General features: G+C 28.8%; 24 protein-coding genes and 1 other annotated feature. Of the genes, 16 read left to right on the forward strand and 8 right to left on the reverse strand.

All coding sequences use genetic code 11. From position 1 onward, the window contains the following. Position 1: 1 nt before the first annotated feature. The 8 genes from BUA92_RS15770 to BUA92_RS15805 all read left to right on the forward strand — a co-directional run bounded on the left by BUA92_RS15770 (position 2) and on the right by BUA92_RS15805 (position 8,884). Positions 2–715 (forward strand): response regulator transcription factor, encoded by a 714-nt coding sequence (locus BUA92_RS15770; protein WP_073021141.1) that lies wholly within the window; start codon positions 2–4, stop codon positions 713–715. Then, positions 715–2,124: a sensor histidine kinase gene (locus BUA92_RS15775; protein ID WP_073021142.1), complete on the forward strand. Its 1,410-nt coding sequence runs from the start codon at positions 715–717 to the stop codon at positions 2,122–2,124. The genes BUA92_RS15770 and BUA92_RS15775 overlap by 1 nt, the downstream gene beginning before the upstream one ends. Positions 2,125–2,238: 114 nt before the next feature. Further along, positions 2,239–4,164, forward strand: coding sequence for a U32 family peptidase (locus BUA92_RS15780; protein ID WP_073021143.1), 1,926 nt, complete (start codon positions 2,239–2,241; stop codon positions 4,162–4,164). Positions 4,165–4,179: 15 nt separating this feature from the next. Next, positions 4,180–5,448, forward strand: a complete 1,269-nt coding sequence (locus BUA92_RS15785; RefSeq protein WP_073021144.1) for an aspartate aminotransferase family protein — start codon at positions 4,180–4,182, stop codon at positions 5,446–5,448. An 81-nt stretch (positions 5,449–5,529) separates the two neighbouring features. Then, positions 5,530–6,399 carry a UbiA-like polyprenyltransferase gene (locus BUA92_RS15790; RefSeq protein ID WP_021804076.1) on the forward strand — a complete coding sequence of 290 codons (870 nt, stop codon included), beginning with the start codon at positions 5,530–5,532 and terminating at the stop codon, positions 6,397–6,399. Between the two features lie 19 nt (positions 6,400–6,418). Beyond that, a complete protein-coding gene (locus BUA92_RS15795; protein ID WP_073021146.1) occupies positions 6,419–7,369 on the forward strand; it encodes an ABC transporter substrate-binding protein in 951 nt (316 codons plus the stop codon). Positions 7,370–7,388: 19 nt separating this feature from the next. Next, entirely contained in the window at positions 7,389–8,144 is a 756-nt protein-coding gene (locus tag BUA92_RS15800) for an ABC transporter ATP-binding protein (RefSeq protein ID WP_073021147.1), read from the forward strand. Further along, entirely contained in the window at positions 8,141–8,884 is a 744-nt protein-coding gene (locus BUA92_RS15805) for an ABC transporter permease (RefSeq protein ID WP_073021148.1), read from the forward strand. Before BUA92_RS15800 ends, BUA92_RS15805 begins: the two co-directional genes overlap by 4 nt. Before the next feature lie 64 nt (positions 8,885–8,948). Here the strand turns inward: BUA92_RS15805 and BUA92_RS15810 are convergent, their stop codons facing one another. After that, positions 8,949–9,110 carry an aspartyl-phosphate phosphatase Spo0E family protein gene (locus BUA92_RS15810; RefSeq protein ID WP_083553554.1) on the reverse strand — a complete coding sequence of 54 codons (162 nt, stop codon included), beginning with the start codon at positions 9,108–9,110 and terminating at the stop codon, positions 8,949–8,951. Positions 9,111–9,265: 155 nt separating this feature from the next. Here BUA92_RS15810 and BUA92_RS15815 point away from each other — a divergent pair, with 155 nt between their 5' ends. After that, on the forward strand, positions 9,266–9,649 hold the full coding sequence (locus BUA92_RS15815) for a helix-turn-helix domain-containing protein (RefSeq protein WP_073021149.1): 384 nt from the start codon (positions 9,266–9,268) through the stop codon (positions 9,647–9,649). Between the two features lie 81 nt (positions 9,650–9,730). On the opposite strand, the gene BUA92_RS15820 is transcribed toward BUA92_RS15815, so the two are convergent. From BUA92_RS15820 to BUA92_RS15835, 4 genes are all read right to left on the reverse strand, one after another. Then, positions 9,731–10,213, reverse strand: a complete 483-nt coding sequence (locus tag BUA92_RS15820) for an Hsp20/alpha crystallin family protein (RefSeq protein WP_073021150.1) — start codon at positions 10,211–10,213, stop codon at positions 9,731–9,733. A 123-nt stretch (positions 10,214–10,336) separates the two neighbouring features. Further along, positions 10,337–11,614 (reverse strand): serine--tRNA ligase, encoded by a 1,278-nt coding sequence (serS, locus tag BUA92_RS15825; protein WP_073021151.1) that lies wholly within the window; start codon positions 11,612–11,614, stop codon positions 10,337–10,339. Between the two features lie 70 nt (positions 11,615–11,684). Then, positions 11,685–11,891, reverse strand: a binding site (T-box leader). A gap of 141 nt (positions 11,892–12,032) precedes the next feature. After that, a complete protein-coding gene (locus tag BUA92_RS15830; protein WP_073021152.1) occupies positions 12,033–12,308 on the reverse strand; it encodes a CD3324 family protein in 276 nt (91 codons plus the stop codon). A 210-nt stretch (positions 12,309–12,518) separates the two neighbouring features. After that, a complete protein-coding gene (locus BUA92_RS15835) occupies positions 12,519–13,136 on the reverse strand; it encodes a DUF1062 domain-containing protein (protein WP_073021153.1) in 618 nt (205 codons plus the stop codon). A 309-nt stretch (positions 13,137–13,445) separates the two neighbouring features. Between BUA92_RS15835 and BUA92_RS15840 the strand changes: the two genes are divergently transcribed. From BUA92_RS15840 to BUA92_RS15865, 6 genes are all read left to right on the forward strand, one after another. Then, on the forward strand, positions 13,446–13,937 hold the full coding sequence (locus BUA92_RS15840) for an RNA polymerase sigma factor (protein WP_073021154.1): 492 nt from the start codon (positions 13,446–13,448) through the stop codon (positions 13,935–13,937). After that, positions 13,930–15,078: an anti sigma factor C-terminal domain-containing protein gene (locus BUA92_RS15845; RefSeq protein WP_073021161.1), complete on the forward strand. Its 1,149-nt coding sequence runs from the start codon at positions 13,930–13,932 to the stop codon at positions 15,076–15,078. The genes BUA92_RS15840 and BUA92_RS15845 overlap by 8 nt, the downstream gene beginning before the upstream one ends. A gap of 280 nt (positions 15,079–15,358) precedes the next feature. After that, a complete protein-coding gene (locus BUA92_RS15850; RefSeq protein ID WP_073021163.1) occupies positions 15,359–15,907 on the forward strand; it encodes a PadR family transcriptional regulator in 549 nt (182 codons plus the stop codon). A 266-nt stretch (positions 15,908–16,173) separates the two neighbouring features. Further along, on the forward strand, positions 16,174–17,409 hold the full coding sequence (locus BUA92_RS15855; protein ID WP_073021165.1) for an L-lactate MFS transporter: 1,236 nt from the start codon (positions 16,174–16,176) through the stop codon (positions 17,407–17,409). 235 nt (positions 17,410–17,644) lie between these two features. Next, positions 17,645–19,639 carry a methyl-accepting chemotaxis protein gene (locus BUA92_RS15860; protein ID WP_073021167.1) on the forward strand — a complete coding sequence of 665 codons (1,995 nt, stop codon included), beginning with the start codon at positions 17,645–17,647 and terminating at the stop codon, positions 19,637–19,639. Positions 19,640–19,876: 237 nt separating this feature from the next. After that, positions 19,877–20,572, forward strand: a complete 696-nt coding sequence (locus BUA92_RS15865; protein ID WP_073021170.1) for a phage replisome organizer N-terminal domain-containing protein — start codon at positions 19,877–19,879, stop codon at positions 20,570–20,572. 807 nt (positions 20,573–21,379) lie between these two features. On the opposite strand, the gene BUA92_RS15870 is transcribed toward BUA92_RS15865, so the two are convergent. After that, positions 21,380–22,051, reverse strand: coding sequence for a type II toxin-antitoxin system PemK/MazF family toxin (locus BUA92_RS15870; RefSeq protein ID WP_073021172.1), 672 nt, complete (start codon positions 22,049–22,051; stop codon positions 21,380–21,382). 606 nt (positions 22,052–22,657) lie between these two features. Here BUA92_RS15870 and BUA92_RS15875 point away from each other — a divergent pair. Further along, complete coding sequence (locus tag BUA92_RS15875; RefSeq protein WP_073021174.1) at positions 22,658–23,986, forward strand: hypothetical protein; 1,329 nt, start codon at positions 22,658–22,660, stop codon at positions 23,984–23,986. 266 nt (positions 23,987–24,252) lie between these two features. Here the strand turns inward: BUA92_RS15875 and BUA92_RS15880 are convergent, their stop codons facing one another. Both BUA92_RS15880 and BUA92_RS15885 read right to left on the reverse strand, forming a co-directional pair. Beyond that, entirely contained in the window at positions 24,253–25,287 is a 1,035-nt protein-coding gene (locus BUA92_RS15880; RefSeq protein WP_073021176.1) for a hypothetical protein, read from the reverse strand. A gap of 190 nt (positions 25,288–25,477) precedes the next feature. After that, positions 25,478–25,711 (reverse strand): helix-turn-helix domain-containing protein, encoded by a 234-nt coding sequence (locus BUA92_RS15885; protein WP_073021178.1) that lies wholly within the window; start codon positions 25,709–25,711, stop codon positions 25,478–25,480. Positions 25,712–25,796: the final 85 nt, after the last annotated feature.

Consider the following 25,796-nt stretch of genomic DNA (forward strand, 5'->3'; position numbering starts at 1 on the left):
TATGAATGATTTAAAAAACAAAAAGTTACTTATCGTTGATGATGAGTTTGAGATAAGAAATATGCTTCATGGTTTCTTACGTAAAAATGGATTCAATAGAATATATGAAGCATCTAATTGTTCGGAGGCTTTAAAGATATTTTATGAAATAAGTCCCGATATTGCTGTTTTAGATATAATGCTCCCTGATGGAGATGGATTTTCTCTTTTATCAACTATTCGTAAAACTTCAAGTATACCCGTAGTTTTTCTATCAGCAAAAGGAGAGGATGAGGATCGTTTATTAGGACTTGGTCTTGGAGCTGATGATTACATAGTTAAGCCATTTTTACCACGTGAATTAGTTTTAAGATTAACATCAATTCTACGTAGAGTTTATTCTCCAATTGTTCAAGAAAAGAAACCTATTTTTGAATTAGGAAATCATAAAATAGACTTAGAGAGTGGAATTGTATCATATGATGATAAAGAATGTCCTTTTACCGCAAAAGAGCTTATTTTATTAAATAAATTCTACGAAAATAAAAATCGTATCGTTACTAATGATGCCCTTTGCCAAGTTACCTGGGGTGATGATTATTATGGATATGAAAATACCTTAGCAGTTCATATACGTAGAATTCGTGAAAAGATTGAATCCAATCCCTCAGACCCCAAATATCTAGTTACAGTTAGGGGTTTAGGCTATAAGCTTTTAATAAAGGAGAATTCTTAATGGAGGGTGCTATAAAAATTTTAAAGAGATTTATTGGGTCAACAATATTTATTGTTATATTTATATTGTTACTTAACTTTTTTTTGCTTTTTATCTGGTTATCTAAAGGTATGAACTCAGGTCACTCTCCTTCAATTGTAGTAGAAGAAATATCAAAGGATATATGCAAAACAAATAATGATTTTTATTTATCCACACCCTCAAAAGAACTTTTAGATAAAAATTCTGCTTGGGCAATGTTACTTAATAATAATGGGGAAATATTATGGAGTTATGATCTCCCTACTGAAACTATTAAAAATTATTCAATAACTGATGTAGCTAAATTCTCTCGAGGTTATCTTATGGATTATCCAGTCTTTGTTTGGGAAAATAATTACGGTCTAATGGTAGTAGGATACCCAAAAGATACCATAGCTAAATATCAGCATGTTCTTCCCTTTAACTGGATAAAAGATCTTCCTTTTAGAATCTTACTTCTAATCATGGGTAATATTTTTTTAATACTGATTTTATCATTATTAATAGGTTCAAAACTAATTACATCTATTCGTCCTCTTACTAAGGCTATAAAATCTTTGGAGGAAGATAAAAATGTATTTATAGAACCAAAAGGTGTTTTATCTAATCTTGCTGAAAGTATAAACCATGCTTCCTCATTATTAAGTGATAAAAACTCAGCTCTAAAATCTAGAGATGAAGCAAGATCTAACTGGATTGCAGGTATTTCTCATGATATACGTACTCCATTATCCATAATTCTAGGATATGCCAATGACTTAGAAGAAAATTATAATCTTTCAACTGAACAAAGATTGCAAGCAGGCATTATTCGTAAACAAGCTGAAAAGTTAGGTGTTTTAGTTAGCGATTTAAATCTTGTTTCTATGCTAGAATATGAAATGCAGCCACTAAATAAAAAAATAGTCAGATTATCTTCCTTGGTGAGATATGTAGTATCATATTTTTTAAATAATGATCTAAATGAAAAATTTATTCTAGAAATAGATGAACTTGATGATAAATCAACTATAAACGGAGATGAACGTCTATTAATTCGTGCTATTACAAATCTTATACAAAATAGTATTCATCATAATGAAGACGGCTGTCATATTCATCTAAAAGTCTCTTGTGATTCAATTTGTAACATAGCTTCTCTTTCTATATATGATAACGGAAAAGGAGTTAACAGAGACTCTTTAAACGACTTACTTGAACTTCCTTTTTCATCCAAAAGAAAACATCAGATTCACAATGGTCATGGACTTGGCTTACCCATGGTTTCAAGAATTATAAAAGCTCATGATGGTATATTAACTTTATCAAGCGATATAGAAGAAGGCTTCTATTCAAAAATAGAACTTCCTTTAATAAATTCTTATAGTAGAAATTTACAAGAAAGATAGTTTTATTTTTAAACTATCTTTTGTTTATATTCCATTAATTTTGATTTGTGATAATATTATCTATATGATTATTTTATAAAATATAACTAATGAGGCATTTATATAGGAGGAAAAATGGCAAGATATTTTAATGGTAAAAAAGTAGAATTACTAGCTCCAGCAGGAAATATGGAGATTTTTAAAAGTGTGGTAAATGCAAATTGTGATGCCATCTATCTAGGTGGAAAATCCCTTAACATGAGAATGATGAGAAAAGGATATAATTTCTCAAACGAAGAGATTAAAGAAGCCTTAGATTTAGCTCATGAACAAGATAAAAAAATCTATATAACAGTGAATAATATGATGAATGATTCTGAAGTTGATGAAGCTATTGAATACTTAAGGTACTTAAATGATATTAAAGTAGATGGATTAATAGTTCAGGATCTAGGTATTCTTCAAATTTGTAAAGAACATAATTTCAACAATTTTGAGATACATTCTTCTGTTATGATGAACGTTCATAATATAGAATTTGTAAATGCTCTTAAAGATCTTGGAGTTACAAGAGTCGTATTATCAAGGGAAATGGATTTAAAAACTGCTAAAGCTCTTCAAATTGCAACTGGAGTAGAAACTGAATATTTCATGCATGGAGATATGTGCACTGTAAATGGTGCTAATTGTTATTATAGCTCTGTAGTTTTAGGTAATAGCTCTAATAGAGGAAGATGTTTTAAACCTTGCAGATGGGCTTATACTATAAAAAAAGATGGATACTCTTACCCCTCAGAATACCCTTTAGCTGCAAAGGATATGTATATGTATGAACATATTCCTGAACTTATTGAGGCAAACATAACTTCATTTAAAGTTGAAGGGCGTATGAGAGATACAGATTTTATTGTTAATTTAATAAATACTTATGGTGAAGCCATTGATCGTTACATAGAAGACCCACTAAGTTTTAATCGTAAAAAACATGCTGAAGAATTATTTGAAGGCAGAAAACGTGATTTTACTACTGCCTACGCCTTTTCAAAACCTGGTTTAGATTTCATAAATACTCGCTATGAAGGTACTGGAAAATTCTACTCTACCGGAAAAGTATTTTCTTCCCCAACAGAAGAGCCTGAAATTACTGACACTTCTATTGAGAAAGTTTTATCTGAATTAAATATTCCTGATTCTAAGTCTAACCTGAAACATAATTTATCTGTAAAGGTAAATAGCTTTGAACAAGCTAAGCTTGCTATAGAAAAAAATGTAGATAGGATTTATTTGCCTAGTGAAGTTCTTCTACCTGATGAATTCATTAATTTAGATGAACTTAACACTTTGATGACTATAAAAAACTCTACTAAGATTTATTTGGAACTACCTCAAATGATGAATGAACTTCAATTTGATATTATAGATCAATATTTAAGCAAACATGGTCACCTATTTGATGGATTACTAGTTTCTAACTTAGGTGCTATAAAGAAGTATGCACATAAGTATAAAACTATTTCAAATTATAACTTAAACATTTATAACCATAAGGCTCTAGAATTCTATAAAAATCTTGGAGTTAATGAATTTACCTTATCCATTGAGACAAGAAATAATGAACTTGGTTCTTTTATTACTTCTACCAAAGAACCATTAGAGATGCTTGTTCATGGCCCAATAAAGGTAATGTATTTAGATCATAATTTATACGACAATATAGATAGTCTAGAACCTATAGAAAAAGCAGATAACTCTTATGTAAATAATAGTGTATTAGTACTTATGACGGATAAAGGAGAAAACCCAGTATATATAGATCAAAATGGGAAAAATCATTTATTTACTGCAAAGGAACTATGTTTATTACCTATTTTAGAAGGAATAAATAACTCTGTAAGTTTACGTATTGAAGGAGAAACATACTCAACCCAAGAACTTGAGAGTGTAATTGATGTTTATAAAAAAGCTATAGAAGACACTAGTAAATCTAAAGATTTATTTAATGAATTAGAAACACTTAGAGCAGGTTTCACTCTTGGTGCATTAAACTTTAAAGCTATTTAGAAGGGAGATTATATTATGACTTTTATAGGACCTCAAAAGATATTAGAAAAAAGAAGAGAGTACTTTTTTCCAGCTACTGCACACTTTTATAAAAATCCACCACAAATAACAGCTGGAAATATGCAATATTTATTTGATGAAAACAATAAAAAATATACTGACTTTTTCTCTGGTGTATCGGTTATGAATTGTGGTCATTCGAATCCAGAAATACTTAAGTCAACAATAGAGCAGTTAAATACTCTTCAGCATACAACAACGCTATATTTAACTCAACCTATGGTAGACCTAGCTGAAAAACTTTCTGAGATATTCCCGGGAAATATTAAAAGAACTTTCTTTTGTGCTACTGGTTCAGAGGCTAATGAAGGCGCTATGGCATTAGCAAGACTACATACTAAAAAAAATGGATTTATAGCTTTAAATGGAGGATTACATGGCAGAACTCATTTAACATTAAGTGTCACAGGAATACCAATGTGGAGATTAGATGATAACCTAGTTAAAGAGAATATCTTCTTTATAGAAAGACCTTATTCCCCTGATACAAGTTATGAAGAAGCCATGGAAAAGTCTTTAACTCAATTGGAAGAAGTGCTAAAGGAAAACGGAGATAAAATAGCTGCCATGATGCTTGAACCACTTCAAGGAAATGGCGGCATAATTCTATATCCCTTTGATTATGTAAGTAAAGTCAAAAGCCTTTTAGAAAAATATAATGTTTTACTAATTGTTGACGAAGTTCAAACTGGATATGGAAGAACAGGAAAGATGTTTTGTATAGAACACTATAACGTAGTTCCAGACATAATTGTAACTGCGAAAGCTCTAGGTAATGGAATTCCTATATCAACATTTTCTACTACAGATGAGATAGCTAAGTCTTTTGATAGACCTTCAGCTTCAACTTTAGGAGGAAATCCAGTGTCTGCTTATACAGCATTAAGTGTTCTTAATTATATTGAGAAGAATTCTTTAGTTAAAAAGTCCGAGGAACTAGGTGCTTATTTAAAGTCAAAATTAGAAGAACTATCCTCCCCAGTTATTAAAGAAATTAGAGGTATTGGTCTTATGCTAGGAATACAAACTCAATCAAGCGATAACCTTACTTCTGCAGAGGTCACAGACATTATATTAGAAGAAATGAAGGACTCTGGATTCTTTATTGGGAAAAATGGTTTAAATAGAGATGTTATAGCCTTCCAGCCTCCTTTAGTTATAACAAGGGAAGATATACACAATATGTTATTTACTTTGAAAAACATTCTCAAAAAATTTGATTAACTAGTTACATTCATACTTTAGTTGTGCTATACTTTCATTTGTGAAAATTTACGTAGCATAATTGCCGAAAGGAGCATTAAAATGGTACTTAATAAAGCTATAAAAAAAGCCCATGATTATGGAGTATTAGTTATGTTTTCACATACAATATTCTCTTTATCCTTCGCATTAATATCCATGTTGCTTGCAAGTAAGGGACTTCCTTCTCCCTACGTTATATTTTGGATATTAGTAGCCTTCATGGGAGCTAGAACTGGTGCAAATGCTATTAATAGAGTTATAGATGCTGAAATAGACAAGAAAAATCCACGTACAGCTACTAGACAATTACCTCAAGGACTTATGAAAAAGAAAGAGGTAATATTATTTTCTTCTCTATGTTTTTTAGTAATGATTATAGGGGCTTATATGCTAAATCCTCTATGCTTAATACTTTCACCTATAGCACTATTTTTATTAATTATATATTCATATACAAAACGCTTTACTTGGGCTTGCCACTTGGTTTTAGGCATAACCTCAGCAGCTGCCCCTGTTGGCGCTTGGCTTGCAGTTACAGGAAAAATATCTTGGCTTCCTCTTTTTATTGGAGCAGCTAACACATTATGGGTTGCTGGTTTTGACATAATATATGGATCTCAAGATTATGACTTCGATACAGCTAACGGAATTAATTCGATTCCTGCAAGATTCGGAGTTAAAAATGCCCTACATATTGCAGCTTTTTTCCATGCTATAACATTAGTAATATTAATCATAGTAGGATTATTAAGTCCACAACTTGGTTTAATATACTTTATTGGTATAGGAATCATTTCAGTTTTATTTATTTTGGAACACAGAATGGTTTCTCCAACTAATTTATCAAATGTTAAATTAGCTTCTTATAGCATAAATCAATTAATAAGTATTGTATTTTTAATCTTTGGCGTTATTGACGCATTAATTTAAAAAATAGGAGAATTATAAAATGACTAAATTAAAAAAATTATTAACTATATTAACCTCAGCAGCCGTATTATTATCACTTACAGCTTGCTCAAAAACTGAAGAAACTAAAGCACCTGAAAAACAAAGTTTAACTTTTGGAATGATGGGTTCTATAGACTCAGTACCTTTCGTAATTGCTAAAGAAAAAGGGCTTTTTGAAAAAGCAGGTGTTGATGTAACAATTGAAACCTTTAAAAACTCAAAAGACAGAGATGCAGCTTTTCAAGCTGGAAGCTTAGATGGAGTAATATGTGATGAAGTAGCTATATCCCTTTATCAAAATGCTGACTTTGATGTTAAAATAACTGGAATTACAGATGGTGATTTTATGCTTGTAGCTGGAGCTAAATCTGGAATAAAGTCCTTAAGCGATCTTAAAGAAAAAAGTGTAGCTATATCAGAAAAAACTTCAATAGAATACACTCTAGATAAGATATTAGAGAAAAATTCTATGAATCCTAAAGATGTAAAAAAATCAGTAGTTCCCGCTATACCAACTAGACTTGAGATGCTTAATAATGGTAATGTAGATGCTGCTTTACTTCCAGAACCATTCTCTTCAATGGCAATAAGTAGTGGTGGAATTCTACTAGGAAGCGCTAGTAACTTAGCTTCATACCCTTCAGTATCTGCTTTCACCCAAAAAGCTATAGATGATAAATCTAGTGAAATACAAGCTTTCTACAAGGCATATAATGAAGCTGTTGAATATATAAATAGCACATCTGTTACTGAATATGAAGACTTAATTATAAAAACAGTTGGTTATCCAGAAAATATGAAAGGTAAAATTAAATTACCTACTTTTAGAAAAAATATGCTTCCTAAAGATGAAGAAGTTCAAGAAGCTATAAATTGGTGCAAGGATAATAACTTAATTACTAAAAACTTAACTCCTAAAGATGTTACAAATAATATAGGCGTTAAATAAATTTCTATGGAGGTCTCTTATGCTAAATATAAATAATCTTACAGTCAATTATAAATCAAAAAATCAAATAATTAATGCATTAGGACCTATAAATATGACTATAGCAGAAGGGGATATCTATGCTATCATAGGCCCTTCTGGCTGTGGTAAATCCACTTTACTTAATGTCCTTAGTGGTATCATTAAAAGTTCTACCGGGGATGTTCTTTTGAATGATAAATCACTAAACCCAAAGACTCATAATATAGGACTTATTCCTCAAAACTTTGGACTTTTGCCTTGGAAAAGTGTACAAAAAAATTGCCTATTATCTCTTAAAATAAAAGGAGTAAAAATTGATTCCTCTTTAACTGAGAGAATAGAGCATATTCAAACTAAACTAGGCATAAATGAGCTAAAAGATAGGTATCCTAATGAATTAAGTGGTGGTCAAAAACAAAGAGTTGCTATAGCAAGAGCTTTTATAATGAACCCAGATATATTGCTTATGGACGAGCCATTTTCTGCACTTGATGCTTTAACGCGTGAAGAAGCTCAAGAACTTTTCATAAACATATGGAATCAATATAAGCTTACAACCCTATTTATAACTCACAACATAGAAGAAGCCATATATATGGGTAAAAAGATAGTTATAATGTCTCATTGTCCTGGAACTATAGTTGAAATTATTGATAATCCATTATTTAATACAGAAAACCTACGAGAGGATGAAAGATATTTAAAACTATCTTCATACTTAAGAAGCATTATAAAAAGAGGTTGGAAAATATGAAAATTAGAAAAAAACTATTAGTATTCATACAAGGATTCATTACCTTTAATTTGTTATGGTATCTTTTTTCACTAAAAGTTAATATGAAAATTCTTCCCCGCCCTACTGAAGTATACTTAAATATGTTCAAGTTATCTAATCAAGAGCTTTATAAACATGTTATCGTTAGTCTCTATAGGGTTTCAAGTGGAATTATAATTTCCTTAATTATAGGATCATTGATTGGATTACTTATGGCTTACTCTAAAATGTGGAATAAAATTTTAAACCCATTGGTTTATTTTACCTACCCCATTCCAAAAACCGCTCTACTTCCTATAGTGATGCTGTTATATGGATTAGGAGATAAATCAAAAATTATTATTATAGTTCTTATTTTGGTATTCCAAATTATTGTGGCAGTAAGAGATGCAGCTCTTAATATACCCTATGAAACCTATAATCCTATACGAAGCCTTGGTGCCTCAAAACTTCAAATATTTTCTCACATAACATTACCAGCTATATTGCCAGAGCTACTTACAACCTTAAGATTATCTATAGGAACAGCACTCTCAATATTGTTTTTTGCAGAAGGTTATGGAACCAAATATGGAATAGGTTATTATATATTAGATGCATGGAGCAGAATTAGTTATTTGGAAATGTACACAGGAATAATAATCCTTGGTCTATTGGGATTTGTTTTATTTATGTTAATAGATATACTTGAAGAAAGTTTATTTAAATGGAAATCTTAATAATTAGATGAGCATATTAATAAGCTTAATATGCTTATTCTTATTATAGATCAGGAAATATGTACTACAACTCATCTTTATCATTATTCTTCTCTTTATTATTAATAAATTCCGCTATTAACTTGTCTAGTTCAACGCTTGTCTTTAATATTTCATTATAATCAGCATTTTCATTTATCAGCGAATGTAATTCATCTCTTAATTCGCTTATTTCTCTTTTAATCATCAACTCTCCTCCACCTTAGCTTTAACTATCAGTAAATATTTAACATATATAATTTTACTGAACTACTATGCTATTTGCAAACAAAATATAATAGCTCTCTGCTTATTTATCTAATTAATTTTTATGTATAGAGTTATCTTGAGGAGTGAACTAAATTGAAGAATGAATTACTAAATATAGATAATAAAGCCATCGGGCATAGAATAAGAACTGAGCGAGAAGCATTAAGCCTGACTAGAGAGAAATTTGCTGAGATTGTTGACTTTTCACCCTTATATATTGGACAACTTGAACGTGGGGAAAGACAGATGAGCCTTATCGCTTTAGTTAAAATATCTAATTGTCTCCATATTTCTACCGACTATTTGATATATGGAAATAAATACACTGATACTGCTAATGTGATTTTAAGAGAAGATTTAGCGAATTACTCTGTACAGAGTAAAAACTTAATATATGACTTAATTAATAAGTGTTCCACTAAGGAACTACATTTAATTGAGGACATTATAAAATTAATACTACCTTACATAAAATAATAGCTTAATCTAGCCTTTTATTATCTTTAACAAAAAACCTCCTATGCACCCTATTTTTTTTGCAAAGGAGGTTTTTTTATTTCACTCAACTTCATAACTATCTACATCTACTATTATTGGAGTTTCCTCTTCCTCATATTTTTTTATCATCTTTTTCTTAGGTAAAGTTAATAGAAGTATACTTCTATCAAATGCTGCACCTATCTTGCTTTTATCTATCTCTTCTATATTGAAAGTTTTAATTAAATTACCGCCAGTCTCAACTATACTCATCATTACATTCAATCCATTACTATATACTTGTCTTCTTCTGATAGTTAAAATAGCTCTATTCCTTTCAAAATCTATACTTATATCTTTAGGTGAAACCCCTGGTAAATACCCTTTTAATAGATAATAATCTCCATGATCTTTCATCTCAACACTATAATCCTGCTCCCTTGGTCTTTCATTAACTAAACTACTCGCTAAGACTTGATTAATCATATTATTAAAAAATGTATCAGTAAACATACCACTGAAAATATTAATTCCGTTAAGCATAAAAGGAAACATTCTAAACATATATGCCATCCTTTCTAAAATATACTTTTACTATATAAGTATTAATATTTTCCTATTTTTGACACTGCTTTACCAAATAAATATAGCGCATTGAATTAAATAAATTCAATGCGCTAATATATACTATTTAATTACTTCATTATTACCCATATATGGTCTTAATGCTACAGGAATATTTATAGAGCCATCTTCATTTAAGTTATTCTCTAAAAATGCAATTAGCATTCTTGGAGGAGCAACTACTGTATTATTTAAAGTATGTGCAAAATATTTACCATCTTTTCCATCTACACGAATCTTTAAACGACGAGCTTGTGCATCACCTAAATTGGAGCAGCTTCCAACTTCAAAGTATTTCTTTTGTCTAGGAGACCAAGCTTCAACGTCAACTGACTTAACTTTCAAATCTGCTAAATCACCTGAACAACATTCTAATGTTCTTACTGGAATATCTAAAGAACGGAATAAATCTACAGTATCTCTCCATAATTTATCGTACCATTCCATGCTTTCTTCTGGTTTGCATACAACAATCATCTCTTGCTTTTCAAATTGATGAATTCTGTATACTCCCCTTTCCTCTATACCATGAGCCCCTTTTTCTTTTCTAAAACAAGGAGAATAACTAGTTAACGTTTGTGGAAGTGAAGTTTCAGGCAATATAGTATCTATGAACTTTCCAATCATAGAATGTTCACTTGTTCCGATTAAATATAAATCTTCGCCTTCTATCTTATACATCATAGCTTCCATCTCTGCGAAACTCATAACCCCAGTTACAACTTCACTACGAATCATAAATGGAGGAATACAGTATGTGAAGCCCCTATCTATCATGAAGTCTCTAGCATAAGAAATTACTGCTGAATGTAGTCTTGCAATGTTACCCATTAAATAGTAGAATCCATTTCCAGCTACTTTTCTAGCACTATCTAAATCTATTCCTTGTAATTTTTCCATTATCTCTGTGTGATATGGAATCTCAAACTCTGGTACAAATGGATCACCATAACGTTGAACTTCAACATTTTCACTGTCATCTTTACCTATTGGTACACTTGGATCAATTATATTTGGAATTACTAGCATAATATTTCTTACTTTTTCTTCTAACTCAGCTTCTTTTGCTTCTAACTCAGCCAACTTTTCAGATTGCTCAGTAACCTTTTTCTTCATTTCTTCGGCTTCATCTCTTTTTCCTTGAGCCATTAATCCACCTATTTGTTTAGAAAATTTATTTCTATCAGCTCTTAGTCCATCGGCTATTACCTTTGCCCCTCTAAGCTCTGCATCTAACGCAATAACCTCATCTACTAATGGAAGTTTGTTATCTTGGAATTTATTCCTTATATTTTCTTTAACTAACTCTGGATTTTCTCTAACAAATTTTAAATCTAACATTTTTTTATCCTCCTGATACATTTAATATAAATTGAAATAAAAAAAACCATCCCATATATAAAAATATATATATTGGGACGGAGATATCCGCGTTGCCACCCAACTTGCTAGTTTATAAATCAACTAGCCACTCGACAATAGTACAATAAAGAGTACAAACCTTTCGATTCATCACCGACAGCTCCAAAAGTGGAAAGATTTAACCTTTCACCGATTCACACCAACCATCGGCTCTCTTAAGAAATTTATAAATCGTAGCTTTTATAATCACTGTTTTCCATATATAACTATTATGTACTAATTATATATGCATTTATTCAGTTCTTCAAGATTTTTATTCATTAAATAGTTAAAATTACATATATGATAAAAATAGGACTGTAACACTAATTATTTAGTTTTACAGTCCTATTTTCAATTATCCCATATTCTTTTTTTGTAAAATAATTCTTTGTATAGTCTTATATGATAAATAATATTTATCAGAAATACTTTGTATTGATTCTCCGCTTAAGTAATCTTCGTATATATTTGTATTTCTATCTGAAAGTTCTTTTCTGCTCTGTGATAGTTCTCCCCATGCAATTTTATTTTCTTCCTTTCTCGGTATATAGATATACTTCCCATCTACATACTTTTGAATTAACTCTAATATTTCATCTGGAAAAATATCCTTAGCATTTGCATAGCTCATTATATGCCCTCCTAAATATAATTTGTTTCTTTAGGATTGAGCAAAGGCTAAAACTATTTATTATTTAATTTTTATGCAGTAGCCTTTGCTATGCATATATAACATATTTTCTCATAAACAAACTATGCCCCTTTCAATGTTTTATATTTCACCTTATATACAATTATAATGTTTTATTTAATATTTTGTCTAACAAAATGATTCAAACTTCTATACTATATGGTGTAAGGCTTTCATAATATCTTCTTCCATCCAAATACGTATCTCCATTCCATTTTTTATTTTGGCAGCTGAAGGATTTTCATTACCTTTAATATAAAGTTGTCCGAGTTTCTCCTTACTCTTTATTTTACTTCTAGATAATTCAAGCTTCTCACTTAATAGTCTATCTACTCTCACATCTATAGGATATTTACATTCTATTTCAATAATAAGTTCAGATTCCATTTTATAATTTATTCCTATTTTCTGCGATACTAACTTATATTTCAAATCTTCTAAAATAACTTCAACTTTATTTTTACTATATACGCTTAAATTAAATGCGTACTCTTTTATTAAATTTACATCATTCACAAGAAATTTTTCATACTCATTTCTATTAATTTTGTGAGGTTTTACTCTCTCATGTATAGTCATATTCCAAGTTGATTTACACTTATCACATTTATAAATCATCCAAACATCTATATTATTCTTATTTGCATTGACTCTAAATTTCCCACTATTAATGTAATGTGATTTTTCATTACATTTAGAACAAATTCTTTTCACCTTAGGTAAACTTTCAGGTATTAGTTCCCACCTATATTTATTTAAATAGCTCATGTCGCTCCTCCTAATTATCAAAATCTTAGGATTAGCAAAGGCTACTTTATTATCTTTTAATAATGCACTAGCCTTTGCTATGCATTAAAAATCTCTGTAGTCATAAAAATCGCCTCCAATATTTTATATACATATATTTTATCAATCCTAATTAATTCATAAAACCTCATTCTTATTTCATAAATAAAAATGAGATTAGTGTGTTCATTTGATTATTTTATATAATATTATTATAAAATAGTACGATATTTTTCCAATTTAATCGTATATATAATGACAGACTTTAAATAAAAGTATGGAGGTGACTGATTGAAGAGGGACTCATTTATTAAAATTTATAAAGAATATTTTCCTTATGTATATAGATACCTTTATGGACTTACCTATAGCCACCAAACAGCAGAAGACTTGACTCAAGAATCTTTTGTTAAGGCTTTAAGTATTCTTCAAATTTCTAATGAAAGCATAAAATCCTGGCTTCTCACAGTGGCTCATAACCTCTACGTAGACTATGTTAAAAAAAATAGTAGATTAAGCTTTCATGAATATACCTTTTTAAATAAAATAAACATACAAGATTTTACAGACAAGTTAATGCTTAAGGAAAGTGTCAACTCTGCTTTTATATTAATAAAACAACTTCCAGAGAATCAACGACAAGTAGTGCTGTTATGCCTAGTAAACGAGTTATCTTATCATCAAGCATCAGAAATTTTAGGTATAAGCGTTTCAGCAGTTACTAATTTAATCTACAGAGCCAGAAAAACACTTAGAGAATTAAGGAGGAAAATTGATGAATAGCGAATTCCAAGAAAAACTCAAGTTATATAAAGAAGGAAAATTAAATAAAGAAGAAGTTTCTGAAATAGAATCCTCTATTGATAAATTCATTGCTATATCAGATTATCTTAATAATGATGAAAAGGATTTTTTTGAAGAACTTAAACAGCAGCTACCAACAAGTAATGTAAAAGAAAATAAATTTGACAAGATATTAAAACGTAAAATAAATCTACGAATTATACTAATAACCGCATTTTCATCTATTTGTGTTTTTTTATTTTTTATATTTCTATATTTTACTTCATCTAAAATAATTACATCTTTGTTTGGATTAGACTATAAGGAGTTATATGTAAAAAGAGAGATTATAGTTCAATTTGCAGAGATGTTTCAACCTCAATATAAATCAAATCGTAGCGGAGTTAGCTCATCACTTTTTGCACAACAAAATATCGATATCTCTCTTGAAAATACTATCGGAAACACTAAAATAGATGAAATGGATTTAAATATAAAATACAGTTTTGGTGAGCCTTCTAAATCAAAAGAAACAACGGCGCCTCAACTAATATTTCAAGAATTCACTCCTTTTTTTGATCATGAATCTGATCCAAAAGCAGGTTTTAATGTACTTGAAAATGCTCCTCAAGGAACTAAAGCAAAGATATTTATACAATTTAATAAACCCTTAACCTCTGAAGAAATAAAAGAATCTTTTGTGGATAAGCTTGACTCTACAGATGCCGATATGTCAACCTTTGATATCTCACCTATAGCTGTATTTAACTCAAACTTTGTATTAGCAAATCCTTCTTATTTTCTACGTACAACAGTCTTTCCATATGACAATAAGAATGCAAAAAAACTAGAGAATAACAGAGGAAAACAAACTCAATATGAAAATATGGATAACGAAGCTCATAAAGAATCTCTTATAGGAAATCTATATCTTATAAAGAACAATCTAAGCCTTCTGAGGTCTATGTACTATCAGGATATGTTTGAAAATATTAATATTGACGATTTAATTAAAGAAACTGAAGATAAAGGTGCTGAATATGCTGGTATGTATATATCTGCTGACAGTAAAGATCTATTAAAACTTAAAGATAGTTCTTTTATTCACTGGGTTGGAGTTCAGAATATAGTTATCTGGTGAATTTAAGCATTTGATCAAAGTGTAAAAGATTATTTGTGAGATATCCTTAACCTATTAATAATCGAATAACTTTATTAAAAACATCATAATAATTATTTATGTGATATAATATACAAGTAATAATTTTACTGTTTACAAGATAAGAAATACTAAACTAAAGATTCGAATTTGATAAAGGTGTTACCAAAACAGTAACACCTTTATATTGCTATAAAAATATAAAAATTATTTCTAGATAATCAAATATAAAAAATAATTATTAAAGTAATGGAGGATAAATATGAGAGTTCTTAAACACGCTATTTTAGGTCTACTAGATAGAGGCGAAATGAGCGGTTATGATATTATGACTGAATTCAAAGATAAAGAAATCAGACACTTTTGGAGCGCAAAGCATAGTCAAATATATCCAGAATTAAAAAAATTAACAGATGAAGGCCTAATAGAATTCAAAATAGAAATACAAGGCGAAAAATTAGAAAAGAAAGTTTATTCAATTACTGATGCGGGGAAAAAAGAGTTAAATAAATGGTTAAGTACACTAGAGCAAGAATTTATTACTTTAAAAGATGAGTTTATGTTAAAGGCTTATTTTATTTCATCTATACCCAAAGATGAGGCTAGAGAACAATTTTTAAATGAGTTAGAAAAACATAAAAATAGGCTATCTTTTTTAGAAGAGGAGTTTGAAAAACTAAAGGTAGTTATAGGTGATGAAATTACATATGAGTCAAAAGAGTTTGGAAATTACTTAGTTTTAACCAATGCTCTAAAACGGGAAAATAGATACTGTGAATGGTTAGAAGACTCCTTACAATTGATGAAATAAATCATTTAAATTAATATCATTTTTATAAAAGCAATTAGTTTTTAGCTAATTGTTTTTTTTTTAACAAAAATATATTGATTTAGATCAAAATATATGATATTTTATACATGTAAATAGTGACATGTATAAAATTCCTATGTATTCATAGTCTCTTGTTTTATATATTACTATTTGTGAGAAATATATACAAAAATATTTGTTAAAAATATAATTATAGAGCAAATAAAATGACAAAAATATACATAAAAAAGGGAGAATGATTAGTAATGGTAGATAAAAAGATTAATCGTAATTTAGTTCTTTTAGCATCTGTAATGGTAAATTTATGTGTAGGTGCAGTTTATGCTTTTAGTGTACTTGCAGGACCACTTGGTGAAAAGTTTGGATGGTCTAAGGCGGTAGTAATGACAGCTTTTACTATAAACGCAGCAATATCACCAATTCCAATGATTTTAGGTGGAAAACTATTAGACAGAGGGTTAGCAAAACTATCTATTATAGGTGGTGGAGCACTGTTTGGTTTAGGATTTATGCTAACAGGTTTTGTGAAAGAACCTATCCATCTATACTTAGCATATGGAGTACTTGGAGGTTTAGGACAAGGTATAGCATATTCAGGTACTATAGGTAATACTGTTAAACTATTCCCAGATAAGAAGGGATTAGCGACTGGTATAGTTACAGCAGGTTTTGGTGGAGCTACAATTCTAGCCGCTCCAATAGCTAATAACTTAATCCAAAATAGCGGAGTTTTATCAACATTTAAAATCATGGGAATAGCGTATATGGTGATTACAGTAGTTTTTGGTCTACTTATAACAGCTACCCCAGCAGGCTATAAACCAGAAGGCTGGAATCCACCAACTCCTAGTTCAGCTAATGGATCAAATGTAAATATCAACTGGATAGATATGATAAAAACTTCAAAATTCTATATAATTGCATCTATGTTTACAATTGGAGCTTTATCAGGAATGATGATAACATCTAATGCTTCAATTATTGGACAAACAATGTTTGGATTATCAGCAGCAGTAGCAGCATTATATGTAAGTCTATACTCATTAAGTAACTGTATGGGCCGTATATTCTGGGGAGCTGTTTCCGATAAACTTGGTCGTTACAATGCATTAATTTGTATATATACTGTTGTAGCTGCTATGTTGCTAGTTCTTGCTACAACACACTCTGTAGTTGGATTTGCAATTGGATTAATAGGAATAGGTTTATGTTTTGGTGGAACCTTAGGTATTTTCCCTTCAATAGTAGCTGAAAAATTTGGTATGAAATATTATGGAGTAAATTATGGAATCACATTTATAGGATACTCCGCAGCAGCATTTTTCGGACCTAAAATAGCAGTTCAAGTTGCTGGTGCTAATAATGGTAGCTTTACAAATGCATTTTATATAGCATTAGCACTTAGCTTAGTAGGTATAGCATTAACAACATTATTTATAAGAATAGAAAAAAAATCAGCAAATAAAAAACTTGCAGCATAAGTTGTTACATCAATGTTTTAAGGTTAGATTATCTTAGTATGAAAAAGAGCTAATAAGACTTCGAAAGTGGTTTTATTGGCTTTTTTATGATTATATTAACAAATTTGTTAAAGTTTATCTTATTATCAGTCGAATATACTTATATAATGTAAATTTTACAGATAAAAGCTGATTATAAATTATAACTAAAGATGGCTAACCATCTTTAAATACATATATCTAAAAAGGAGATATTATGAAAAGTTTAAAATCAAAATTAATGGTATTATTCGGATCATTAGTTTGTGTTGTGTGTATAGGATTAGGTATAATTTCTTTTATTAACTCATCAAATGCTCTAAAATCTAACTTAAATAACACTATGCCTAGAATTGCTGAGCAAACAGCTAGTAATATTCAAAGTAAGCTTCAAGGAGAATTAAATACACTAGAAGCTATTGCTGCAAGATCAGATATAAAAGATCCAAACAATTCAATAGATAATAAAATATCAATTCTTACAGATGAATCTAAAAGAATTGGAAGCATTAGTATGGGTATTGTTGATATTAATGGAAATTCAATCCTTACTGATGGTTCAAAATCAAACTTTAATGAGAGGTCATATTTTAAACAAGCACTGGAAGGCAAAGCTAGTGTATCCGACCCAATAGTTAGCAAAACAGACGGTATTATAATCGTTGTATATGCAGTTCCAATTAAAAATAATAATAAAGTTGTAGGAGTACTTGTTCAAGCTAGAGATGGTAATTATTTAAGTGATATGACTGATGAAGTAAAAGTTGGGAAAACAGGCACTGCATTTATGCTAAATAAAAACGGAACTTCTATTGCAAATAGTAATAGAGATTTAGTTATACAAATGTCAAACATAATAGAAGAGTCAAAAAAAAATTCCAATTTTCAAGCCTTAGCTGATGTACATAAAAAAATGCTTGCAAAAGAAGCTGGCCTAGGTGAGTATGAATACGGTGGAGAAGAAAAATATGTTGGGTATGCTCCAGTAGGCGGAACTGATTGGTCCGTAGGAATCTCTGTAACTCAAAATGAAATATTATCAGAATTAAATAGTTTAAAAACTTTAGTTATACTAACGTCAATAATATTTATTGTAATAGCGTTTATCATAATTTACATAATCTCTAATGCTTTATCAAAAGGAATAAAATCAGCTTCAAATCATCTGAGATTATTATCAGACGGAAATTTATCTGTGGAAGTTCCTACTAAGTATTTGAATTCAAAAGATGAAATTGGGATCATGATTAATTCTATGAAATCAATGCAGGATTCACTAAGAACGATGATTAAAAAAATTAAAGATAATTCCCTAACTATTAATACTCAATCAGAAAACTTATCTGCCATTTCAGAAGAGATATCAAGCGTATCTGAAAGTTCTGTACAATCAACATCTGAAATAGCTCAGGGTATAAATACTCAATCTCAAGATTTAATGCAAATGACAGAAATTCTAAATGAGTTTGGTAATAAGCTATCAGAGATGCTTGGAGAAATAAAAGTTGTAGACTCGAATTCTAGAGAAATAAGTATAATGGCTAATGATAGTAGTACTGAAATGAATGGATTAAATCACTCAGTAAAAAATATAAGTAATTCATTTAAGGCTTTTAATTCAAAAATAATGGATCTTGGAAAAGATATAAATGAGATAAATGAGATTACAAATATGATCAATAGTGTTGCAGAACAAACTAATTTATTAGCGCTAAATGCAGCTATTGAGGCAGCTAGAGCTGGCGAGGCAGGTAGAGGGTTCACAGTAGTCTCTGAGGAAATAAGAAAGCTTGCTGAACAATCAAAGGCTTCATCAGAAAACATTAGTAATTTAATAAATGTAATATCAAATAATACATCTATTATAGTACAAGAAGCTGTAACAATGGATGGTGAGATGATTAATCAAGCTGGAATTATTGACAAGACTATAGTTTCCTTTAAGCGAATAATACAAGCTGTGGATGAGGTAATTCCTAAAATAGAAATAGTTAAAAGTTCAGCTGATAATATAGATAACGATAAGGATATTATTCTAAATAGAATAAATACATTATCATCAATTTCCGAGGAAATTTCAGGGTCATCTGAGGAAATCTCAGCATCCTCTGAGGAGCTTAATGCCTCCATAGAAGAAGTAGCCTCCTCCGCTCAAGACCTTAGTAATATGACTAATAAAATGATAGAGGAAGTTAATAGATTTAAAGTTTAAATTATTATTTATAGAAAAAGACGATTTACTATGTGTAAGCCGTCTTTTTTTATAGAACCAATACTTAATCCAATATGGAGATTGAAAAGTTATTTATTTTTAAAAAAATTACTATAATACCCGCTAATTATTTCAATTATTGTATATATATTAATTGTAAGGATTTCTTCTATCTTAATTTGCAGTGCAAAGACAAGAAAAGTTTCCTTTTACAAAAATATTAGGAGGGTGAAAAACATGAAAGAGAGAAAATATGTAAAATTAAGAGTAGATATGTATGAGGATACTAAATTTAAAATAATTGATATGAAGCCGGAAAGAGATGTTATTTATTATATCTGGAGCAGAATTTTGCTGTTAGCAGGTAAAGTTAATTTGGAGGGGGAGCTATATCTTTCTAAGAGTATACCATATACTATGGAGACATTCTCAATAGAGTTTAATAGAGATATTGCTCAAATTAAATTAGCCTTAGATATATTTATAGAATTAGAAATGCTTGAACTTACTTTAGATAATGTTTATAAGGTGAGAAACTTTGCTAAACATCAAAATATCAAGGTGAAAGAAAAAGAAATACCTAAGAATAAAGAATCTGAGGTTAAGGATAGTCCAGCGTTAAGTGAAAACAGATCATCCATTAGTGAGGATGTTACTGGATTAAATTTAGATATTATCAATGAAAGCAAAGATACTGCTACAGTAACAAATTGCAAAGATAATAATATTAAAGGAAATAGTACCCTTAAAGATACGCAACTATTATTTGATACTATGAAAAGCAAAAAGAAAACTAGAAAAAAGAAAGATACCGTAATAGATATTATTGATACAGATGAAGGGTTTATAGATGAGGATATAAGTAATTTTATCGATGTTTATATACCTTTAGATAATGATGATAGCATCGTTTCAAAGTGGAGCTTTGGGTAAAAGGGGGCAATAATTCTATTTGTTTTATACTAAACATTCTCCTTTTTATAGAATGCTTTACAATTAAAGCATTACTTGTGATACATTTTTTATACAAAAATAACCTTAACCAAGTAAATTCTATAGTTAAGGCTAAAACCATCATTTATAATGAAACTCGACTCACATTCGTTCGCTGAGTAAGTTCCACCTACCAAATCGAAGATTTGGGGTGTCACTTATGGTACGGTTCACCGTAACTTTCTTCAACCAAACAATTTTTATATTGAATTGAAATTATACTGTTACTAAAAAGAAAAGGACTGTATAAATAACCTTTTTCTTTTTAAAGATTATATAAAATTTGCTTTTTAAACTTATTTTTATTAATATCCTCATGTGAAATATAAACAAAAATATAGATAATACTATATTTTCAAGGTCATTTCTGCAAGAAATAAGAAAAATTAAAAACAATAAAATTTTTATTCAAATTTTAGTACGTTTATAGATAATTCTAAAAAATAAGATACTCTTTTTGTTTTTAACTGAATTACAGTACTGATTTATTCTATAAAGTAAAAGAAGCCCTATGGGCTTCTCAACTAAAAAGACTGTGTTACAATCTAGATTAAATCTAGATTACTATAAAGATGTTACATTATATATTATGTGTCTCTACTCAATTTGTATACTAAAAAGACTAAAAGCCAGAGTAAACTCTGGCTTTGACGAATCTTATTTGAATTAAATTCAAATACACTAAACGATGTATATTTACTTTATGAATATATTATATAATAATATATATACTTTGTAAATGCTTTTTTATATTTTTTTCTTTAATTTAATATCAAACATTCTTAATAAAGCACTACTGATATCGTAAAAACAATCTTCAGTTATTTTTGCAACGTGATTTCCTACAAGTCTTTTCTTACTAATAGTATATATTTGAGATAGATTAATTATCCCTTCTATCTTTTCATGTGGATTCTTCTCTAGTTCAACTGGTATTTCATAGTAACTTAATTTTCTTTTTACATTATTTCCATAATTATCATTATAATGTAATTCATAGTAATTATCTACCTTAACAAGTTTAGAGCCTTGATGTGTAGTTATAACTGCAATCATTGTTGTAGTAGATGACTTATTACCATTATCATTTTGTATAATTACTACGGGTCTACGCCCCCCTTGTTCACTTCCAATATTCTTGCCTAACTCACAATAGTAAATGTCACGCTTAAATATATATTTAGGTGAACTAGCAAACATTAATTTATATTTTTTTAATGTCCATTCTATTAGTTCAAATGCAGTTTCGAGATTTTTTAAGTATACATTTCTATTTTTTTCTGGCTTAGTCATAAGTTGTGTTAGTCTTTTTATACTTTTATCAATAATTGAAATTTTATCAGTTATCTTATCATCAACTTTATCCTCATTGTTATTGATAATACTCTGATTAATATCATTATTTACTTCTGTTGACATTAAAACTCCCCCTCTTTCATATACAACAATATTATACATCAAAATTACACCAATTTATAATTTATTGTAGAAAATGCTAATAATCTTGAAAATTTATATTAGAAATATGTCATTTACAATACTTTATAATCCGACTTTCGCATTTCACAAAGATTGTGTTATATGTACTAGTAGAAAATAATTTGTTTATATTACATATTTATTATTTTTTCTTGCATTTTATATCTAAATGATGTATTATATGTAAAATATAAATTTTAAAGATAATAAGAGATAAATTTAGAGATTTTTTATAAATAAAGAAGGAGAAATTAGATATAAACTTGTTTAAAACAGGTTTTGTTCTAGTTTCTCCTTTTTTTGTTTTATTTTAAGGCATAAAAAAGAACTTTGCACACGCCTGGTAAGCACACAAAGTTCTAATCCACAAATTACTTTTTTCAATATAGAGATGTTAACATAACAACAAGCATGATGCAAGTTTTATATTAAAATTTTATAAAAAAGAATATGGGTTAGAATGTATGTTGTTTAAGCGAGGCTATGTAGCAAAGGGAATATGCTAATAGTCTCTTTTTTATCTCCAAAATAAAAGGGGGGATAAAAATGATAGCAGAACACCTATTAAAACAAGAACTTACAATAGCGAAAAATAAATTGGAATTAGTTAATAACACTACAACTACAAAAGAAAAAATACATACAAGCGAAAAAGAAATGGCTATAACAAATTTACAAATAGTATTAAACAGAGCGGATAATACTGTATTTATTAAGGATTATATACAATCTGCAGATTTAAAAGTTTACGATAAAGTTAGAAACAGAAAAGAGAAGGAAAGTAAAGATACTGTAGAAGTTATTAGCAGAAATATAGATGGGAATAACACTACTATAAGAATAGAAACAAAAAAGAAAAATGAACTTACCGCAGAAGAGATAGAAGAAATAAGAGTTAAAAAGCAAAAGGCAAGAAGACTACATACACTTAAAAAGGCTCTTTCCGATTTTGAAAATATTAATGCTCTTAATACAGAAGTAAGTAAAACCGTTATTTTTGTGACTATAACAACAAGATACGCTATATACGACAAAAAAGATATGACAAAAATAATGAACAATTACTTCAAAATTCTTAATTATACTCTATTTAAAAGTAAGAGAAATAAATTAAGATACATATATTTTATAGAGGAACATAAGGACAAAACCCTGCATGTGCATGGAGTTATCTACGATTGTCCTAAATATGATTACTCTTTACAACATGCTAGAACAAATAAAATGCTAGATAATTACGCAATAAAACATAATTTAGATTTAAAAAAATCTAAAGTGGAAAGTAATAGTGATAGTAATATAGCAATAAAAAACATAATTAAATATACTGATAAAAAGAAGGATTTAATACAAATTAAGGAGTACATTGCTAAGTACATAAGCAAAGAAATAGAAAATACAATAAAGGAAGAAACTTATACTAAACCTGAAAAGGTTAGAGAAATGACAAGATATAGACTTGTAAATTATAGCAAAGAAGCATTGAAACTAGACAAGCCTTATAAATTTAACCTCTATCTATTTAGCAGACAAAAGGAAGATTTTTTTAATAGTATAGATAATTTAGTAGAAGTTACTGGAGAGGAATATAAAACAGAAACTATTATTAGGGATAATAAAACCTTTGCTTATAATTTACACAATAAAACTGCTAAGATTTTAGACATAGAAGAAATAATAAAGGTAGTATGTAAACAAGTTGCTATTACTGCAAGCAATGTAAGTAAAAAAGCAGAAAAGATACTAAAAGATAAAACTGCATTTAACTATAAAAAATTATATTTAAGTATTAACTGCTATAAGTATAATTTAGACTTTAATAATGTTCTTAATAGTATAGGGATATTTGAAGAACTAGATTTATTAAATTTATAAATATTATTTTAAGGAGGTAAAATTTTTTCTGACGTATGATCCATATGTCTTTTTGTGTTGTAGTTAAATTTATAGCTATAAGTTTACTTATAGCAAAGGGGAGAAAAAATTTTACAAGTAAAGAAAAAAAGAAGAAGAAAAATGAAATCTCCTTTCCCCTTCTCTATAGTTTACTTGTTAATGGGTAAGTCCTATTTAGGCGAGAAATATATATAATATTTTATGATATGATACCTTAGGATTATATTATGACTGTTCTTAAGTAATTAAAATATATCATAAATATCCATATTTCTAATTTTAGAGTCAACCTCTCTATTAGGTACAGTTATATCTCTATTTATCTCTTCGTCACTAACAATTTCTTGACATTGTAGACAACTATCTAATCCAAACTTTGTTAGCGTTTTAATTAAAGAAATATTCATGCCCTTTTTTATCATTTGTATAATTGTATATTTTGCTAACCCTTCTGAAGCCGAACTGCCTAGTGTCTTTTTCAATACCTTAAATGCTGTTGAATAAGTGGTTCCAATACCTTCTCCATACCTTCTTACAAATAAAGGATGTCCTTTATCAATGTCATCAATAACTAACTTTCTTACTTTAAGATAGAATTTCATTTGATAAGCAAGTTTATTTGGTAAATGTATAGAAAACTTATTTATTTTTATGGTATTTAAGTCCTCATTATAATCTCCTAATTTTATAGAACCAATTACCTGATTCTTCAAACCTAGAAACATAACTAATTTGGTTATAATAGCAGATGTAAGTTCAGGTATTCCACTCTTTTTAGGCTTATCCTTATTCAACAAAAAATCTTCATAATCACAATTATCTATTATATTATCACATGCATTCAATGCCTTTAAAAATATATACTCAGCGCTTGGTGGCTTTTTATCACTTACTTCCATTAACTTCAAATCTTTAATTTTTCTATTTACAGTATCTTTTATATGAGAGTATCCAATATTACTATCAAAGTATTCATTTACAATGTATAAGTGATGACTTAAGTAATCAAAGAATGACTTTATTACTGAAATATATGTATTTATTGTACTTTTAAAAGATATTCCGTATCTATCAACATAGAATTCTACACTTTGGGCTATTATTCCACTATCAATCCCTTTCAATATTACCTTGTAGTTAGTATCGTTTATCCCATATTTATCAGTTAAAAATTCAAAAAAAACATCTAATTTTCTTTTGTAAGTAGTTATTGAACTATCATAAAATTCTCCATCTGTGCAATTGTTTAAAAACTGTTCCTTCAATTCATAATATTCCATAAAATCCTCCAGTTTACAATTATGTATATATTGTATCATTTAGTAGGATTTCATAAAATATTATTTACAAATTTAATTTGTGATTGTTTATTAACTTTTCTATCTTTGTAATAAATCTAATAATATTCTCTACTATTTATATATATAGATATATTTTACTTCATATTAGAAAAGGTACATTAGATAACCTTTATATCTTTTTCTCTAATAATTCTTCTACTTCCTTAACAAAAACACTTGCCTTTATATTTAATACTGTACACATTGTAAAAACCACACTTAACGTAGGTTTACGCAATGCACGCTCTAGTAGACTTATATAAGTAGTATCTAAACTACATCTAAATGCAAATTCTTCCTGCGTAAAATTATTTTCTAATCTATACTTTTTTAGAACTACTGCAATTGCCTGTTCTAGTGACATAATTTCACCCCCACTAAAACTAATTCTGAAAGATACGTGAAATTTGTCCAACGACTATAGTCTTAGTTGAAGAAAAATGATATAA

The organism is Clostridium intestinale DSM 6191 (assembly GCF_900130055.1).
Lineage (GTDB): Bacteria > Bacillota > Clostridia > Clostridiales > Clostridiaceae > Clostridium_T > Clostridium_T intestinale.

Excerpts from the sequence above, each read along its gene's own strand:
- BUA92_RS15830 (WP_073021152.1), bottom strand. The coding sequence starts at position 12,308 with ATGAGCTATGCAAATGCTAAGGATATTTTTCCAGATGAAATATTAGAG.
- BUA92_RS15880 (WP_073021176.1), bottom strand. The coding sequence starts at position 25,287 with ATGGAATATTATGAATTGAAGGAACAGTTTTTAAACAATTGCACAGAT.
- BUA92_RS15860 (WP_073021167.1), top strand. The coding sequence starts at position 17,645 with ATGAAAAGTTTAAAATCAAAATTAATGGTATTATTCGGATCATTAGTT.
- BUA92_RS15785 (WP_073021144.1), top strand. The coding sequence starts at position 4,180 with ATGACTTTTATAGGACCTCAAAAGATATTAGAAAAAAGAAGAGAGTAC.
- serS (WP_073021151.1), bottom strand. The coding sequence starts at position 11,614 with ATGTTAGATTTAAAATTTGTTAGAGAAAATCCAGAGTTAGTTAAAGAA.
- BUA92_RS15845 (WP_073021161.1), top strand. The coding sequence starts at position 13,930 with ATGAATAGCGAATTCCAAGAAAAACTCAAGTTATATAAAGAAGGAAAA.
- BUA92_RS15870 (WP_073021172.1), bottom strand. The coding sequence starts at position 22,051 with ATGTCAACAGAAGTAAATAATGATATTAATCAGAGTATTATCAATAAC.
- BUA92_RS15770 (WP_073021141.1), top strand. The coding sequence starts at position 2 with ATGAATGATTTAAAAAACAAAAAGTTACTTATCGTTGATGATGAGTTT.
- BUA92_RS15790 (WP_021804076.1), top strand. The coding sequence starts at position 5,530 with ATGGTACTTAATAAAGCTATAAAAAAAGCCCATGATTATGGAGTATTA.
- BUA92_RS15875 (WP_073021174.1), top strand. The coding sequence starts at position 22,658 with ATGATAGCAGAACACCTATTAAAACAAGAACTTACAATAGCGAAAAAT.
- BUA92_RS15795 (WP_073021146.1), top strand. The coding sequence starts at position 6,419 with ATGACTAAATTAAAAAAATTATTAACTATATTAACCTCAGCAGCCGTA.
- BUA92_RS15810 (WP_083553554.1), bottom strand. The coding sequence starts at position 9,110 with ATGATTAAAAGAGAAATAAGCGAATTAAGAGATGAATTACATTCGCTG.
- BUA92_RS15835 (WP_073021153.1), bottom strand. The coding sequence starts at position 13,136 with ATGAGCTATTTAAATAAATATAGGTGGGAACTAATACCTGAAAGTTTA.
- BUA92_RS15800 (WP_073021147.1), top strand. The coding sequence starts at position 7,389 with ATGCTAAATATAAATAATCTTACAGTCAATTATAAATCAAAAAATCAA.
- BUA92_RS15885 (WP_073021178.1), bottom strand. The coding sequence starts at position 25,711 with ATGTCACTAGAACAGGCAATTGCAGTAGTTCTAAAAAAGTATAGATTA.
- BUA92_RS15820 (WP_073021150.1), bottom strand. The coding sequence starts at position 10,213 with ATGTTTAGAATGTTTCCTTTTATGCTTAACGGAATTAATATTTTCAGT.
- BUA92_RS15850 (WP_073021163.1), top strand. The coding sequence starts at position 15,359 with ATGAGAGTTCTTAAACACGCTATTTTAGGTCTACTAGATAGAGGCGAA.
- BUA92_RS15775 (WP_073021142.1), top strand. The coding sequence starts at position 715 with ATGGAGGGTGCTATAAAAATTTTAAAGAGATTTATTGGGTCAACAATA.
- BUA92_RS15780 (WP_073021143.1), top strand. The coding sequence starts at position 2,239 with ATGGCAAGATATTTTAATGGTAAAAAAGTAGAATTACTAGCTCCAGCA.
- BUA92_RS15855 (WP_073021165.1), top strand. The coding sequence starts at position 16,174 with ATGGTAGATAAAAAGATTAATCGTAATTTAGTTCTTTTAGCATCTGTA.
- BUA92_RS15805 (WP_073021148.1), top strand. The coding sequence starts at position 8,141 with ATGAAAATTAGAAAAAAACTATTAGTATTCATACAAGGATTCATTACC.
- BUA92_RS15865 (WP_073021170.1), top strand. The coding sequence starts at position 19,877 with ATGAAAGAGAGAAAATATGTAAAATTAAGAGTAGATATGTATGAGGAT.